This window comes from Bacillus sp. EB106-08-02-XG196, from assembly GCF_013396335.1.
GTDB lineage: Bacteria > Bacillota > Bacilli > Bacillales > Cytobacillaceae > Neobacillus.
Window position 1 is genome coordinate 24,987 of the sequence record NZ_JABWSY010000019.1, and the last position, 16,321, is coordinate 41,307.

General features: G+C 38.9%; 16 protein-coding genes. 1 reads left to right on the forward strand and 15 read right to left on the reverse strand.

The genetic code is table 11. From position 1 onward, the window contains the following. Window positions 1–138 precede the first annotated feature (138 nt). The 3 genes from sdaAB to MLOOGBEN_RS24365 all read right to left on the reverse strand — a co-directional run bounded on the left by sdaAB (window position 139) and on the right by MLOOGBEN_RS24365 (window position 2,984). On the reverse strand, window positions 139–801 hold the full coding sequence (sdaAB, locus tag MLOOGBEN_RS24355; protein ID WP_179160880.1) for an L-serine ammonia-lyase, iron-sulfur-dependent subunit beta: 663 nt from the start codon (window positions 799–801) through the stop codon (window positions 139–141). Between the two features lie 102 nt (window positions 802–903). Beyond that, the gene (locus MLOOGBEN_RS24360; RefSeq protein ID WP_179160881.1) at window positions 904–2,586 is read right to left on the reverse strand and encodes a DAK2 domain-containing protein; all 1,683 of its coding nucleotides are present in this window, start codon (window positions 2,584–2,586) and stop codon (window positions 904–906) included. A 35-nt stretch (window positions 2,587–2,621) separates the two neighbouring features. Next, window positions 2,622–2,984, reverse strand: a complete 363-nt coding sequence (locus tag MLOOGBEN_RS24365; RefSeq protein WP_179160882.1) for an Asp23/Gls24 family envelope stress response protein — start codon at window positions 2,982–2,984, stop codon at window positions 2,622–2,624. A gap of 248 nt (window positions 2,985–3,232) precedes the next feature. Between MLOOGBEN_RS24365 and rpmB the strand changes: the two genes are divergently transcribed. Beyond that, a complete protein-coding gene (gene rpmB, locus MLOOGBEN_RS24370; protein WP_095247692.1) occupies window positions 3,233–3,421 on the forward strand; it encodes a 50S ribosomal protein L28 in 189 nt (62 codons plus the stop codon). 98 nt (window positions 3,422–3,519) lie between these two features. Here rpmB and spoVM read toward each other — a convergent pair whose 3' ends face one another. The 12 genes from spoVM to coaBC all read right to left on the reverse strand — a co-directional run bounded on the left by spoVM (window position 3,520) and on the right by coaBC (window position 16,283). After that, the gene (spoVM, locus tag MLOOGBEN_RS24375; RefSeq protein ID WP_035445740.1) at window positions 3,520–3,603 is read right to left on the reverse strand and encodes a stage V sporulation protein SpoVM; all 84 of its coding nucleotides are present in this window, start codon (window positions 3,601–3,603) and stop codon (window positions 3,520–3,522) included. Between the two features lie 94 nt (window positions 3,604–3,697). Continuing rightward, entirely contained in the window at window positions 3,698–4,345 is a 648-nt protein-coding gene (locus MLOOGBEN_RS24380) for a thiamine diphosphokinase (RefSeq protein WP_179160883.1), read from the reverse strand. Between the two features lie 58 nt (window positions 4,346–4,403). Next, on the reverse strand, window positions 4,404–5,048 hold the full coding sequence (gene rpe / locus MLOOGBEN_RS24385) for a ribulose-phosphate 3-epimerase (protein WP_179160884.1): 645 nt from the start codon (window positions 5,046–5,048) through the stop codon (window positions 4,404–4,406). 2 nt (window positions 5,049–5,050) lie between these two features. Continuing rightward, window positions 5,051–5,932 (reverse strand): ribosome small subunit-dependent GTPase A, encoded by an 882-nt coding sequence (gene rsgA, locus MLOOGBEN_RS24390; RefSeq protein ID WP_179160885.1) that lies wholly within the window; start codon window positions 5,930–5,932, stop codon window positions 5,051–5,053. Between the two features lie 18 nt (window positions 5,933–5,950). Further along, a complete protein-coding gene (pknB, locus tag MLOOGBEN_RS24395) occupies window positions 5,951–7,912 on the reverse strand; it encodes a Stk1 family PASTA domain-containing Ser/Thr kinase (RefSeq protein ID WP_179160886.1) in 1,962 nt (653 codons plus the stop codon). Beyond that, on the reverse strand, window positions 7,912–8,664 hold the full coding sequence (locus MLOOGBEN_RS24400) for a Stp1/IreP family PP2C-type Ser/Thr phosphatase (RefSeq protein WP_306430769.1): 753 nt from the start codon (window positions 8,662–8,664) through the stop codon (window positions 7,912–7,914). The genes pknB and MLOOGBEN_RS24400 overlap by 1 nt, the downstream gene beginning before the upstream one ends. 5 nt (window positions 8,665–8,669) lie before the next feature. After that, the gene (gene rlmN, locus MLOOGBEN_RS24405) at window positions 8,670–9,761 is read right to left on the reverse strand and encodes a dual-specificity RNA methyltransferase RlmN (RefSeq protein ID WP_464868218.1); all 1,092 of its coding nucleotides are present in this window, start codon (window positions 9,759–9,761) and stop codon (window positions 8,670–8,672) included. Window positions 9,762–9,764: 3 nt separating this feature from the next. Next, window positions 9,765–11,114, reverse strand: a complete 1,350-nt coding sequence (rsmB, locus tag MLOOGBEN_RS24410; RefSeq protein WP_179160887.1) for a 16S rRNA (cytosine(967)-C(5))-methyltransferase RsmB — start codon at window positions 11,112–11,114, stop codon at window positions 9,765–9,767. Further along, a complete protein-coding gene (gene fmt / locus MLOOGBEN_RS24415; RefSeq protein ID WP_179160888.1) occupies window positions 11,104–12,060 on the reverse strand; it encodes a methionyl-tRNA formyltransferase in 957 nt (318 codons plus the stop codon). The genes rsmB and fmt overlap by 11 nt, the downstream gene beginning before the upstream one ends. Beyond that, the gene (def, locus tag MLOOGBEN_RS24420) at window positions 12,057–12,542 is read right to left on the reverse strand and encodes a peptide deformylase (protein ID WP_179160889.1); all 486 of its coding nucleotides are present in this window, start codon (window positions 12,540–12,542) and stop codon (window positions 12,057–12,059) included. The genes fmt and def overlap by 4 nt, the downstream gene beginning before the upstream one ends. A 119-nt stretch (window positions 12,543–12,661) precedes the next feature. Further along, entirely contained in the window at window positions 12,662–15,073 is a 2,412-nt protein-coding gene (gene priA / locus MLOOGBEN_RS24425; RefSeq protein ID WP_179160890.1) for a primosomal protein N', read from the reverse strand. After that, window positions 15,060–16,283, reverse strand: a complete 1,224-nt coding sequence (gene coaBC, locus MLOOGBEN_RS24430) for a bifunctional phosphopantothenoylcysteine decarboxylase/phosphopantothenate--cysteine ligase CoaBC (RefSeq protein ID WP_179160974.1) — start codon at window positions 16,281–16,283, stop codon at window positions 15,060–15,062. The genes priA and coaBC overlap by 14 nt, the downstream gene beginning before the upstream one ends. Window positions 16,284–16,321 lie beyond the last annotated feature (38 nt).

Below are 16,321 nucleotides of genomic sequence, written 5' to 3' on the forward strand. Positions count from 1 at the left end.
TTGTTATCTGTTCTTGTCCAGCTACAGCGCCTAGCCCCTCGAGGTCACTTCGGTCCAGCACAGAAGCACGAAAAGCGTGACTTCATCCACTTGCCCGCAAGTAGCTGTCGGGGCTGACAAGGCGCTTCCGCTTTTCTTCTAGTCCACTATCTTAGTAACTTTTAGAATATTTGGCAGTAGTTCTAGCTCATGAAGGATTTTATCTTCAATGTTTTGGTCAACTTCAATGGTCATCAGTGCAAGCTTTCCAGCTTCTTTTCTTGCAACTTCCATATGCCCAATATTGATTTCGTATTTTGCTAGTACATTTGATACATTAGCAATTGCGCCAAAACGATCATTATGGACCACTAAAATGGCTGGATGGTTTCCTGATAATTTAAGTTCAAAACCATTTAACTCTGTCACTTCAATTTTTCCGCCGCCAATTGAAATTCCAACTAGCTCTAATTCGCCTTTATCATCGCCAATAATCACTCTAGCGGTATTAGGGTGGTCAGTAATCGCGTCTTCTTCTATAAATCGGAGTTTGATACCCCGTTCGTTTGCAATGTCTATTGCATTTATGATTCTTACATCATCGGTATCAAAATCTAATAAACCACCAATAATCGCTACATCTGTCCCATGTCCTTTATACGTTTTAGCAAATGAGCCATATAAAGAAATATTTGCCCATTTTGGCTCCCTGCCAAATAAACTCCTAGCGACTCTGCCAATCCTGGCAGCCCCAGCTGTATGTGAGCTGGATGGTCCAATCATTACAGGTCCGATTATGTCAAACACACTTCTGTATTTCATTCGTTTCTCCCCCTAGGACAAATAAATCTCTTTGGTATCCACCTATATTTATAACACAGAAAAAAGAAAATAGAAGGGTTTCTACCCCTTCTATTTTATCACTTATTCAATTGCAAAGATAAATGAATATAATGGTTGTTTTCCATTATGAAGTTCAACTTCAACATCCTCGAAATGCTCGCCGGCATAGGTTACAAGGTCATTTACCTCATCCTCGGTAACGTCTTCACCATAGATGATGGTTAATATTTCCGAATCCTCATCCACCATCTTAGAAAGCAACTCTTGCGCAACTCTGCCTTTATCTTTGTTTTTTACAACTATTTTGCTTTCGGCAATTCCCATGAAATCATCTTTCTCAATTTCTAATCCATCGATTTGGGTATCGCGAACTGCAAAAGTAATTTGACCTGTCTTAACATGCTGCATTGCTTCCGTCATCGATGCTTCATTTGTTTTAACATCTCCTGCTGGATTAAATGCTAAAAGGGCTGAAAGACCTTGTGGAACTGTTTTAGACGGAATTACATAAATTTCTTCATCTGATACATCAGCAGCTTGCTGAGCAGCCATAATGATATTTTTATTATTCGGAAGAATAAATACCTTTTTCGCATTCACTTCTTTAACGGCCTTAACAATATCTTCTGTACTCGGATTCATTGTTTGTCCGCCTTCAATTACTGCATGTGCCCCGATACTCTTAAATAACTCAGCTATTCCGGAACCCATTGATACGGTTACAATTCCATACTCCTGCTGTTCTTTTGGTGCTTGTGGTTTATCAGAAACTAAAGGTGTGTGCATTTCTCCAACAATATTGGAATGCTGCTGCCTCATGTTTTCAATTTTGATATTGATTAAGCTTCCGTACTTTTGTCCATAGCTTAGACAATCACCCGGCTGTTCAGAATGAATATGTACCTTGACAACCTCTTCATCCGCAATAACAAGTAAGGAATCTCCAAGCTTACTTAGATCATTCCGGTAAACCTGTTCGTCGAATGGATGCTTTGCCAGTTTTGCCTCTTCAAACTTCACCATAAATTCTGTACAATAGCCGAATACTATATCTTCTGTATTCATATGACTTTGGACACTTTTATGATGTTCTGCACTGACCATTTCATCCATCGAAGGATAGTTTTCCGGTGAATCCGGAAGCTGCTCGCCTTTTAATTCAGCAAGAAATCCCTCATAAACGAATACAAGCCCTTGCCCGCCACTGTCAACTACTCCAACTTCCTTTAAAACAGGAAGCAGGTCAGGTGTGCGTTTAAGTGATGCTTTTGCCTCTATTAAAACTTCCTCCATAATCTCGATAATATCGTTAGATTTTTGGGAAGCAAGAACACCTCTTTTTGCTGAATCCTTTGCCACCGTTAAAATCGTACCCTCCACTGGCTTCATTACTGCTTTATAGGCAGTTTCGACACCCGACTCCAAAGCCGCTGCGAATTCTTTTCCAGTGATTGCTGCTTTCGTTTCAATTGCTTTAGAGAATCCACGGAATAATTGGGAAAGGATTACCCCGGAGTTACCTCTAGCACCCATAAGTAAACCCTTTGATAAAGCTACTCCAACTTTTCCAATATGTTCCTGTACATTATTTTTAACTTCCTTTGCCCCTGAGGTCATTGATAAATTCATATTCGTTCCAGTATCACCATCGGGCACAGGAAAAACGTTTAATGCATCAACCATTTTTGCGTTGGCTCCTAAATGATTCGCACCTTGAATCACCATCTCTGCAAAACGTTTTCCATCTAAAGCTGTAATAGACACAAACTTTCCTCCTCTACTTCGGTTCGTTACACCACTTAAGGGTTCGTTACACGAACTCCCTGAACGTAAATATTTACCGAGTCAACGGCAAGTCCAACGGTCTTATCAAGTGTGTATTTCACCTTTGATTGCACGTTATGAGCAACCTCGGAAATCTTTGTTCCATAGCTGACAATTATATACATATCAATATGTACTTCTTCATTCTCTTGGCGAACAATAACTCCACGAGTAAAATTTTCTCTTCTTAAAATTTCTGTAAGACCGTCTTTTATTTGACTCTTTGATGCCATACCGACAATTCCATAACAATCGATAGCGGCACCTCCAGCGATGGTTGCGATTACTTCATTTGAAATATCAATCTGTCCGTACTTAGTTTTTAATTCGATGGACATGAATCGTTCCCCCTTTTGGAAATTGCTCCTTGACTAAAGTCATTTTACTATAGTCAAGAAAAATTTGAAAGCGATACTTTATTCTTATTGACTACATAATCAATAAACATGTATGTCAAGGTATTTTTCTTGAAACGTTTAACAATCACTATTGCATTCAAACAGGTTGTATGATAAATTATTAAAGTATCTTTAGACAATAACGTAAATGCTGTATAAAGCTTTTTGGTAATAAGGAGGGAATCATTATGCCACGTAAATGTGTTGTAACTGGAAGAAAAACAACATCTGGTAATACACGTTCACACGCTATGAACGCTAACAAGCGTACATGGGGTGCTAACCTACAAAAAGTACGTATTCTTGTTGATGGAAAGCCTAAACGTGTTTGGGTTTCTACAAGAGCGTTAAGATCTGGTAAAGTGGAACGCGTATAATATGTGAGGGCATCCTATAAGGGTGCCCTTTCTTACTATCTTACCCATCTATCCCTCAAAATAAAAAAGCACCCATAAATAGGTGCTTAGACATTCTTCTATTCATTCTTTTTAAATGCACCAATCATCGCTCGGACAAGTCCACCTAAAAACTTTGGCAGTTTAATTGTATAAAACTTCATTATGTCCCTCCTCACAATCTCACACATCTAAACTTCTCTCGTACGCCTTTACTATTTTATTCATACGGACGAAATCAGTACCTCTTAAATCGTATTAATCATTACTTCTTATCACTAATAATATGCCTTCTGAAAATGAAAAAGTACCATTATCACTAATAAGTTCATTGCTAATACATAATGTTGAGCCGATGGTAATATGACGATCTTTTAATGGATACTTAAATCCTTCAAGAGTGAGACCTTTCACGTTAAGGGTTAGAGGAACAAAAGAAACATACTTTTTATCTGCCCTCTTACTCATTTTATAACTGCCGGGACCTTTTAATGATAGGATATTTTGATTATCGATTAGAAAAATTTTGACATGATTGTTTTCCAATAAAGGCTTGATTAATAATTGGACATTCGCTAAGAAATGGTCCAATCTGCCGCCGCTTGCACCAAAGATACGAATTAAATCAGGATCTTGTTTTATTGCCCAATTCAAAGCGAGCTCCATATCTGTTTCATTTTTTTCCGGCTTGTACCTTTTCATTTTCTTTACATGTCTTTCGATAACCCTATATTCTTCAATGGATACAGAATCAAAGTCCCCAAAAGCGATTTTCGGGGTAATATCCATATTTATTAGGCTGTAAACCCCTCGATCGACACCAATCCAAACCTCATTGTCACCTAAATATTCATTAAGATTAGGCAGAAGTTCATTAGGTCCCCCAGCTAAGATATTAATATTCACTCTAATTACCCCCTTTTTACTGCAAAAAAAGCCAGCAATATAGCCGGCTTTGTACTGTTTAACCTCTTATTAACGATATGGCAGCTGCGTAGTCCTCTTGATTATAAATAGCTGATCCGGCAACTAGTACATTTGCCCCAGACTCCATACATAGTTTTGCAGTTTCAGGATTTACCCCGCCGTCAATTTCTATCTCAAGCTCTTTCCCTATTGAGTCCGCCATTTCCTTAACTTTCCTAATTTTAGGAAGGACTTCAGGTATGAACTTTTGTCCACCAAAACCAGGATTTACGGACATTAACAACACCATATCAATATCTGCCAAAATATGCTGAATAGACTCAACTGGTGTAGCTGGATTCAAGACTACTCCTGCTTTTATTCCAAAAGATTTAATATGGTGAATTGTCCGATGAAGGTGTCGGCAAGCTTCGACATGGACTGTAATGTAATCTGCTCCTGCCTTAGCAAAATTTTCAATATATTGGTCAGGGTTTTCAATCATAAGATGAACATCTAGCGGAAGCTTTGTAACCGGACGAATAGCCTCCACAATTAATGGCCCTATTGTAATATTTGGAACAAAATGACCATCCATAACATCGATATGGATATAGTCAGCTCCTGCCTTTTCAACCGCGACTATTTCTTCACCTAATCTGGCGAAATCAGCTGAAAGGATGGAAGGTGCAATTTTCACCATCATTAATACCTCGGCTTTCTATCTTTTATTTCTTGTAGGAAATCAACATAATGTTGATAGCGATATTGAGTAATCGTCTGGGTTTCAACCGCAGCTTTCACTGCACATTTCGGCTCACTAATATGTAAACAAGCTCTAAATTTACAATTTTCGCTTTCTCGTGCTATTTCCGGAAAGCAAGACGTAAGCTCTTCTGCCTCAATCGTAGTGAATTCCAATGAACTAAATCCCGGTGTGTCAGCTATTAGACCATTACCCACACTAATTAATTCAACATGTCGTGTAGTATGTTTCCCTCTGCCCAAATGTGAGGAAATATCATTTGTTTTCAGTTCAAGGTCAGGTCGCAGCACATTTAATAGAGATGACTTTCCCACCCCTGATTGACCGGCAAACACTGATATTTTATCTTCGACATGCGGGTTTAACGCTTCAATCCCTGCTTCTGTTTCAGATGAAGTAAGTAATACTTCATACCCCATTTTTCTGTATTGATTAGCATATTTGGTAATGGCCTGCTTTTCCTTCTCATTGGTTAGATCCATTTTTGTAATACATATAAGTGGTTGAATATGATTATATTCAACTAGTACAAGAAAGCGATCAAGAAGCATGGTACTAAAGTCCGGTTCAACAGCGGAAAAAACAAGAATGGCTTGGTCGACGTTCGCAATCGGCGGACGTACAAGTTCATTCTTCCTTTCCTTTACTTCCATAATATAACCTTCACGAACATTTTCGGCTTGAAAAACCACTTCATCGCCAACAAGTGGTGTAATCTTGTTTTTCCGAAAAACACCTCTTCCGCGGCACTGAATCATTTCACCATCATGTAGTACATAATAAAACCCACTTAATGCTTTTACAATTTTCCCTTCAGGCATAGCCACACTCCTTGAAGTTTATTCTAAGTCTTGATAATTCAACGTTTCTTGCGCAATAACCCTATCATCAAGTTGGACTCTGTAACCGCCTTTACCATTGAATGGAATTTTCAATGTGATTGGGACTCTTGTTGTAGAAGTAATTTCAAAGTCTTCCGCAGGCTCGGTCATACTATGGTTCATATCCTCAATATAAATTAGAACTCTCTGTTTTTGCCCTGGTACTATAGGATTGTAATCAATAGTTATATCTCGAGTGACATCTTTAGGCGGTTTTTCTTCCTTGCCTTTTGAAATAACAACAGAAACCTTGTCACCCATACTCATTTCCGTATTAGGCAGAGGTGATTGCGAAATAATGCTGCCCTTAGGAATCAAATCATCAAACTTTTCTTCTGAAATTTCAAATTTAAGTCCAACAGAATCTAAATATTCCTGCGCACCCTTTGTACTGTATTGTGTTAAGTCTCTTAAGACAATCGGTTCAGGACCCTTACTTACTTCTAATCTTAATGTAGTTTCATCAGGTATTATTTCTTGACCGCCTTCTGGATCTTGACTAAGAATTGTACCAGCCTCACTATCATCAAAAACTTCAGTAATATCAATATCCTTAAAGTTCAGATCCTCCAATAAACGACTTACTTCCTCATAGTTTTTTTCAATATAATCTTCTAGTTTTATTTTTTCCTTACCAGTACTGACAAATATCTTGACTGATGTATTTTCTTTTACCGTACTTTCCGCTTCAGGACTTGTTTTGATGACTTGCCCCTCTTCAATTTCATCATCAGGTATATTTTCTTGCTCGCCAGCCTTAAGACCTGTTGCTTCCAATTTGGCTATTGCATCTTCTAATTCCATCCCGCTGATATCAGGTATACTTACATCTTTAGGTGATAATAAGTCTGGTAAGACTGTAATCGTGAATATTCCCAACAATACTAACAATAAAAAGGTTGAAATTAATATAATAGGCCACTTTTTGCGTTTTTTCTTTTCTTTTCCTTTTGAATCAACATCATTTCCTTTGTTTTTTTCCTGATTATGTACCATTGTTTCACCAAGATTTTGCAAAGGACGATCATTCGTAATTACCGGTATTGCTTTTGTCGCTTCATCATCATCTGGGATGACAAATTTCTGTTCATTTAATCTCTCTGAATCAAGTGCTGTTCTTAAATCTTCTTCCACTTCATCTACATTGTTATATCGATGAAAAGAATCTTTAGCCGTTGCCTTCAAAACAATATTTTCAACACTCTGTGGAATGTTCGGGTTCCACCTTCTTACGGATGGAGTTTCCGATTGCAAATGCTTTAAGGCAATGGAAACAGCAGATTCGCCTGAAAAGGGAAGTCTGCCTGTTAATAATTCAAACATGACGATTCCAAGTGAATAAATATCTGACTTTTTATTTGCCATGCCTCCGCGTGCTTGTTCAGGTGATAAATAGTGAACGGACCCCAGAACTGAATTCGTCTGAGTAATACTTGTTGCACTTAGCGCCATAGCAATTCCAAAATCAGTTATTTTTACATTTCCAAAACGGTCTACGAGAATATTTTGAGGTTTAATATCCCTATGAATGATGTGATTTTGGTGCGCATGTGAAATGGCAGAAGTCAGCTGTTTCATGATTTCAATTGTATCTTCAACCTGTAAGGGTGAACTCTGTTGTATGTATTGTTTTAAGGTTTGACCTTCGACATATTCCATTACAATATAATAAAGGTCATTTTCTTCTCCAACATCATAGATACTTACGATATTAGGATGAGCTAAACTTGTAGCAGATTGTGCTTCTCTACGGAACCGGCGTATAAATTCTTCATCATTAGCAAAATCAAGGCGCAGCATTTTGACAGCCACATCACGATCAAGAATCATGTCGTGGGCTAAATACACATTCGCCATCCCGCCTCCGCCAATCATTTCTAATACTTTATAGCGGCCACTTAATCGTTTTCCAATCAACATTATGCATCACCCTCGCTGAAATCAGCAAACTCTACAATTGCAAGTGTAATGTTATCTTCTCCACCATTCTCATTTGCAAGAGAAATAAGGGTAGCCGCTTTATACTCCAAAGGGTCTTCATTAGTCAGAATAGCACTCATTTCTTTTTCATTTACTTTATTGGAGAGACCATCAGAACATAATAAAAGGATATCCCCTTCTTCAAAAATAATGGTTTTAACATCCATTTCTACTGCTTTTTCAGTACCAAGTGCACGTAAAAGTACATTTTTACGGGGATGATGCTCTGCGTCCTCCCGCGATATTTGACCTGTTCGAACAAGCTCATTTACTAGTGAATGGTCTTGGGTAACCTGTTTAAAACCGCTCTCATTAAATAAATAACATCTGCTGTCACCTATGTTTGCAATTGTCACAAACCGATTGGTACTAATTGCCGCCACAACAGTAGTACCCATACCATCGCATTCTATGTTGTTCATTGCATGATTAAAAAGCAGGCTATTTACACTTGTAATTTGGTCTCTTAACCAACTTTCTGCATCATCAGCAGTCGATATACCTACTGAACCCTCCCATTCGTTTTTCAACTGAGAGATCGTCATTTCGCTGGCAACGTCACCAGCACGGTGACCCCCCATACCATCTGCGACAATGGCTAGGCGGTTACCGTCCTTATTTACAAATATTCCACCAGCATCTTCGTTATGTTGCCTGACCTTGCCTTGGTCAGTCATAAATACTGCCTTCAATCCGTTCACCTCGTCTCCTCTTTCCGCTCCTTTGCACGAAGTTGTCCACATGCTGCGTCAATGTCGTGACCTTGCTCCCTGCGAATCGTTACATTTATTCCACGATTTTTGAGTGTTTTTTCGAATGCAAAAATTTTATCCTTCGGGGTACGTACATAGTCCCGCTCGGGAACATAATTAACAGGAATTAAATTAACATGGCATTTTAACCCCTTCAACAGGTCAGCTAATTCCTCCGCATGTTCAACAGAATCATTCACACCGCCAAAAAGGCCATATTCAAAGCTAATTCTACGCCCCGTCTTATCGATATAATACCTTACAGATTTCATTAAGTCATCAAGTTTATATGCCCTGTTGATCGGCATTAACCGAGATCTTAATTCAGTGTTAGGCGCATGTAGTGAAATCGCAAAATTAATCTGCATATTCTCATCAGCAAATTGATAAATCTTCGGAACAATACCGCTAGTGGATACGGTTATATGGCGAGCACCAATCATCAATGCTTTATCATGATTGATGATTTTTAGAAACGCCATCATATTATCATAATTGTCAAAAGGTTCTCCAATTCCCATTATGACAACCGAGCTGACACGCTCATCTGTTTCGTCAAGAGCCTGCTGTACGGTTACCACCTGAGCAACAATCTCCCCTGCTTCTAAATGACGCTTAAGCCCGCCAAGTGTTGAAGCACAGAAGGTACAGCCAATCCTACAGCCAACCTGGGTTGTTACACAGACTGAATTACCATAATCATGGCGCATTAAAACAGTCTCAATTGAGTATCCATCATGAAGTTCAAACAGAAATTTAATGGTCCCGTCAGAAGAAGATTGCTTAATAACGGTTTTTAGAGTCGTGATTTGAAAATTCTCAGAAAGCTTATCACGTAAACTTTTTGATAAATTATTCATATCTTCAAAAGAAGAAATCCTTTTTTTGTACAGCCAGTCATAGATTTGTTCTGCCCGGAAAGGCTTTTCACCATTATTAGTCAGCCATTCCTTGAGTTCATGAAGCTCCAGGGAATATATTGACGTTTTTTTCATGTCCAATGTTGTATTGTTCTCAGTTGTATTTAATTGTTCCAACTGTTACACCTTCTTTCTTAAGCATGCGATAAAGAACCCGTCAGAGCCAAAATCCTGAGGAAGGATTTGTAAAAAACCTTCTGTTACTAATGGTTGGATGGCCTCCGGCATTCTTTCTTTTAGGGTAACATCCACCTCAAATTCAGGATGCTCCTGTAAAAATGTAAAGACAGTATTTTCATTTTCTTCCTTATCTACTGTACACGTACTGTAGACAAGAATTCCACCTTTTTTGACTAAAGGTGACACAGATTTTAATAAATTTTGCTGAATTGTACTTAATTGATTAAGATCCTGTTCTTTTTTGGTATATTTCATGTCCGGTTTCCTTCTCATAACCCCTAATCCTGAACATGGGGCATCGAGAAGTATTCGATCAAAGTATTCCTTTTCAAAATGTTCTCCTGCATTTCGTGAATCCATTGCGATTGTCCTTATATTGCCCAAACCTAAACGTTTAGCATTTTCATTAATTAATTTTACTTTATGTTCATGCAAATCGAGCGAGATTACTCCCCCCGTTAATTTCATGGTTTCTGCAATATGAGTACTTTTACCGCCAGGCGCAGCGCAAGCATCCAATATCAGTTCGTTTTCATTAGGAGCTAATGCATAGGCTGCGAGCATTGAGCTTTCGTCTTGAATGGTTATCATGCCCTTTTTAAATGCCCTTGAAAAGGCTAAATTTCCTTTTAATGCCCGAATAGCTTCAGGAATAATAGGGCTTTTTTCGATTAGAAATCCTTCTTCATCAAGATCCTCAATACATTCACGTATGGTGGTTTTAGTAAGATTCACTCTTGCTGTTTGCATCGGTGCCGTTAGGTTAACTTCACACATTTCTTTTGTTCTTTCCATCCCAAACTGACTGACCCATCTCTTAACGAGCCATTCTGGGTGGCTCGTTTCGATTGATAATCTTTCAATGGGGTCACTAACCACATCCAAAGATGGAAGGCCCTCACGCTGAATACTGCGCAGCACCCCATTTACCATTCCAGCAATCCCCTTGTGGCCTCGCTTTTTGGCAATTTCCACTGCTTCGAATATTGCTGCTCTATCTGGGATTTTATCAAGGTATATCATTTGATAAAGGGTAACCCTTAACAGCTGAAGCACCCATTTTTCCAACTTTTTGCTATTTTTAATAAAGGGCTTTAGAAAGAAGTCTAGTGCCATTCTTCTTTGTAAGGTTCCATACGTTAATTCAGTCAGCAGCCCTGTATCAAGAGAGGAAATATTATTCTTCTCAATGGTAGTATTTAGCAGTAAGTTACTATATGATTGGTTCTTTTCAATCGCATCAAGTAAATCCATTGCGGCTTCCCGCACATTTTTCTTTTTATTCGTCATTTGATTCTCCTAGTCTCTTGCCAACTACGATTTTCGAACCTGCACCTCTGTAAAACTCTTCACTTATCATTTTTGTTTTACCAGCGGGCTGCAGCTCTTTTATCCTAATAGACGTTTCATTACCGGTTGATACTGTAATACCATCAGGATCATTTTGGATGATTGTCCCAGGCACCTCACTCTTTCCCCCTGTTACCTTTTCAGAGCGCCATATCTTCAATGTCTGACCATCTAAAGTTGTAAAAGCAACCGGCCACGGATTTAATCCGCGAATATGATTAAAGATTTCTTCACCTGTTTTGGACCAGTCGATTTTTTCTTGATCCCTTTTTATGTTAGAAGCGAAGGTCGCTTTTTCATTATTTTGAGGTATAGGTGTTAATTTTCCTCCTAATAGCTTAGGAAGTGTTTCTGACAATAATTCAGCCCCTGCAGCACTAAGTTTAGTATGAAGTGAACCAACATTATCTTCCTCAGTAATTTCTACTTCAACCTGCGTTAGAATATCACCTGCATCCAGTTTTTCAACCATATACATAATGGTTATCCCTGTTTTCTTCTTACCTTGGATCAGTGCGTAATGTATAGGTGCCCCGCCCCGAAGTTCTGGAAGAAGAGAGGCATGGACATTAATACAGCCATGTGTTGGTGCTGATAATATTTCCTTTGGCAATATTTGTCCAAAAGCTGCTGTAATGATTAGGTCAGGATTCAAAGAAAGAATCTTTTCCATTTCTTCTTTTTGACGAATTTTTTCTGGTTGATAGATCGGGATTCCACGCTTAATCGCTTCAACCTTGACAGGCGGTGGTGTGAGTACCTTTTTCCTTCCAACAGGTCTGTCGGGCTGGGTAACCACCCCAATAACTTCATACCCATCTTCAATAATTCTACGCAGGACGGGTACTGAAAAATCCGGGGTACCCATAAACACGATTCTCGTCATTCAATTTCTACTCCTTTTAACTCATCTTCCTCGAGATATCGGCTAACCTTCGTTGTAAATAATATCCCGTCCAAATGATCAATTTCATGAAGTATCGCTCTAGCGAGAAATTCTTCTGCTTCAAGCGTATACTTTTTTCCTTTGCGATTATAGGCCTCAAATTTCACGTAATTTGGTCTTGTAACCTCTCCAAACAAATCTGGGAAGCTTAAACATCCTTCTGGGCCATGCTGCTCTCCAGATGTTTTTAGGATTTGCGGATTAATCATCTCAATTGTTCCTAATTCATTATCAATATCAACAATGGCAATTCTCTCATCAATTCCAATTTGCGGAGCAGCAAGTCCAACGCCATCGTATTCAATCATCGTGTCGTACATATCGTCAAGTAATTTAGCTAGCTTTCTGTCAAACTTCACAACAGGGCTGCATTTTTTTTCGAGTACCTCTGCAGGGTACATAACAATCTTTCGTATAGCCAAAGGTGTTCCTCCATCTGTTTCGAAGTTGTCTGATTTTTTTATCAGTTACTATTTATTACTATTCATTTTCACCCAAAATACTTGATCATAACCTTTTATATCAACGATTTTTGCGTATCTTACATTAAAATAAATGGGTTTACATCAATGGAAACTAGTAATCCGCTTTTCGGGTCGTTTTGATATTGGTCCAGTATGATTTTTAATGTCTTAGTAAGCTCTGGTTCACGCTTGTATTTAATAAGACAATGATAGCGGTATCGATTATTAATCCTTGGGATAGGTGAGGCAGCAGGTCCAAGAACAACTGCACGATTAGAAATTCTCGACCGTACAAAAGCAGCAATCTTTTCCGTTGCTGAAACCACACTGATTAACTGTTCATGACTAATAGTAATTAAAGCTAAATAATAAAATGGCGGGTAATGATGTGCCTTTCGCATCATCATCTCTCGATTATAAAAGAGATCATAGTCCTGTGTCCCAGCAAGTTCTACACTATAATGTTCAGGAGTATAGGTCTGGATAATTACTTCCCCCGGTAATTCATGCCGTCCCGCCCTGCCGCTAACTTGTGTTAATAGCTGAAACGTTTTTTCAGATGAGCGAAAATCAGGTAAATGAAGCATAGTATCCGCTGAGAGAACTCCAACAAGTGTGATATTCGGAAAATCTAATCCTTTTGCAATCATTTGTGTCCCTAAAAGAATATCGGCTTTCCCTTCATGAAATTCCTTTAATAGCCGCTCATGCGATCCCTTTTTCCCTGTTGTATCTACATCCATACGAATTACTTTTGCCTCAGGAAGAATTTTTCCAAGCTCATCCTCGACCTTTTGTGTTCCTGTCCCGAAGTAACGGATATAATCACTTGAACACTCTGGGCATTGATTAGGCACATGGCTTTCATATCCGCAATAATGGCATTTCATTTGTTCCTTAACCTTATGATAGGTTAAGGAAATATCACAATTTGGGCAATTCATTACGAACCCGCAATCCCTGCACATAACAAAGGAAGAGTGACCGCGTTTATTTAAAAATAATACAGACTGCTCTTTCCTATCTATTCTTTCCTTCAACAGTTCAAAAAGCTTTCTAGAAAACATGGATCGATTTCCTGCTCTTAGTTCTTCTCGCATATCAATAATTTCAACTGCAGGAAGTGCCCGCTGATTCATGCGGTTAGGAAGAGTTAATAGCTTATATACCCCTTTTTGCGCTCTTGCAAAAGATTCTAAAGAAGGTGTTGCACTCCCGAGGACAACCGGACATTTATATTTACCTGCACGTTCAATCGCCACATCTCTCGCATGATAGCGCGGCATTTCTTCCTGTTTATAGCTTGTTTCATGTTCTTCATCAATAATAATAATCCCCAGATTTTCAAAGGGAGCAAAAATCGCTGACCTTGCACCGACAACCACTTTAACTTCTTTGCGTTGTATCTTCCGCCACTCATCAAATTTCTCCCCTGCTGAAAGTCCACTGTGCAAAACAGCAACTAAATTACCAAAACGCCCCTTAAAGCGATTTACCATTTGCGGAGTAAGGGCAATTTCTGGTACAAGAACGATAGCTTCTCTGCCTTGTTCAATGACATCCTGAATGGATTGCAAGTAAATTTCAGTTTTCCCGCTGCCTGTTACCCCATAGAGGAGGAACACTTCATGAACCATATCTTCAATGGAACCTAATATTGGCCCCATTGCTTCCTGCTGATCATTGGTTAAAGGCAAAGGCTCCGTCCGGGTAAAGGTCCGGTTTTCATAGGGATCACGATAAACTTCCATGTCCTTTTCCGTGAGAAGTCCCTTCTCCACAAGCGCTTTTACGGTTGCGCCTGAGATTTTCAAGTCTGCTGACAACTGTCTCATTTCAATTGGACCGGGGTTCTGAATAAAGTACCTCAATGCTTCTTTTTGCTTTTCAGCTCGTGGTGGTAAGCTATTATATTCAGTTTCTAAGTCCGCTGGAGGTAGAAGCGGGCTGACATATTTTAATTTCTTTTTATTCAGTTTCCCTTTTACTAGATAGATTACTTCCAGCAACCCTTTTGCTGCTTCTCTTTGCAGGATAGGGACCAGCCCATTTTTCAATGCGTCCTCCCAATTTATCGCTTCCTCTTTTTTAAAAATCTCGTGAAGCTGTACAGGTATTTCATTAATCGATACTCCCGCAGATAGCTTCACTTTCTTTTCATATTTAGCCTTCAAGGCAGCTGGAAGCATAGCTTGGAAGGCAAAGATTTTAAAACACAGTGTAGTTTCCGTCAGCCAATTCCCAAGTTCAAGCAATTCCTTATTTAAGACTGGCTCTAAATCCATCGGCTCACAAATTTCACGGAGCTTTTTAAATTCTGATTCAGCTTTTATCTCCGTAACAAAACCTTGAATTTTTCTTGGACCAAAAGGGACAATTACCCGCATTCCAGGCTGAATGGTTTCTAACCATTCTTCTGGAACTAAATAATCAAACTCCCTGTCCGTTTGTTTTGCAGGTACATCAACAATTACACTAGCAACATTCATCTGGTTCCAAATCCTTTGGCAACGCTGTAATAGCTTCAATTATCCTGTAGGCAACATCCAGCTTTGACATTAAAGGCAACTCCATTTTAGCTCCATTTCGCATGAATAACGTAACAACGTTTGTATCAAAACCAAATCCAGCGCCTTCTGACTTTACATTATTGGCTACAATCATATCTGCATTTTTAGCCTTTAATTTTTTAAGTGCGTATTCTTCAACATTTTCAGTTTCAGCTGCAAATCCTATCAGAATTTTGTTTCTCTTCATCGTACCGAGCTTAGATAAAATATCCTTCGTTCGTGCAAGTTCGATAACCTTATCACCAGGCTGCTTTTTCATTTTATGGTCAAAGGAAACTTTAGGAGTATAATCAGCCACCGCAGCTGTTTTAATAATAATATCAGCAGAGTCATAGTTGTTCATGACTGCCTGATACATATCATCTGCACTCTCAACCTTAACTAAATTCACCCCTTGCGGCGGCGATAAATAGACCGGACCAGAGATTAATAGCACCCTTGCCCCTTCATTTATCGCTGCTTCTGCAAGAGCATATCCCATTTTCCCTGTAGAATGATTCGTAATAAAACGAACAGGGTCAATTTTTTCTCTTGTTGGACCAGCAGTGATTAAGACAGTTTTCCCTTTTAGTTTTAAAAAGCTTTTATTTGAAAAATGCTGTTGGATTAACTCTACAATTTTCTCTGGTTCCTCTAGGCGACCCTTGCCTACATATCCGCAAGCTAGATAGCCCTCACTCGGTTCAATAAATTGATAATTGAATGAAGACAAGATTGAAATGTTCTTTTTCACTGCGGGATGGTCATACATATGGACATTCATCGCTGGTGCGATCCAAACTGGTGCAGTTGCAGCCAATAAGGTTGTCGTAATCATGTTGTCAGCAATTCCATTTGCAAGCTTTCCGATTGTATTGGCCGTCGCTGGTGCTACTAGTATTAAATCTGCCCAATCAGCTAAATCGATGTGGGCGATCACATTTGGATTTTTTTCATCAAAGGTGTCGGTATACACTTCATTGCGAGATAAAGCCTGAAATGTTAAAGGGGAAACAAATTTTGCTGCAGAGTCACTGAGTATTACTTTTACCTTTGCTCCTGCTTGGACAAGTTTGCTTGTCAATGCAGCAGCTTTATATACAGCTATTCCACCGGTTACACATACTAGTATCTTTTTATCCATCCATATCCCCCATTTCAATTCCACAAATTATCTATTCTTTTATT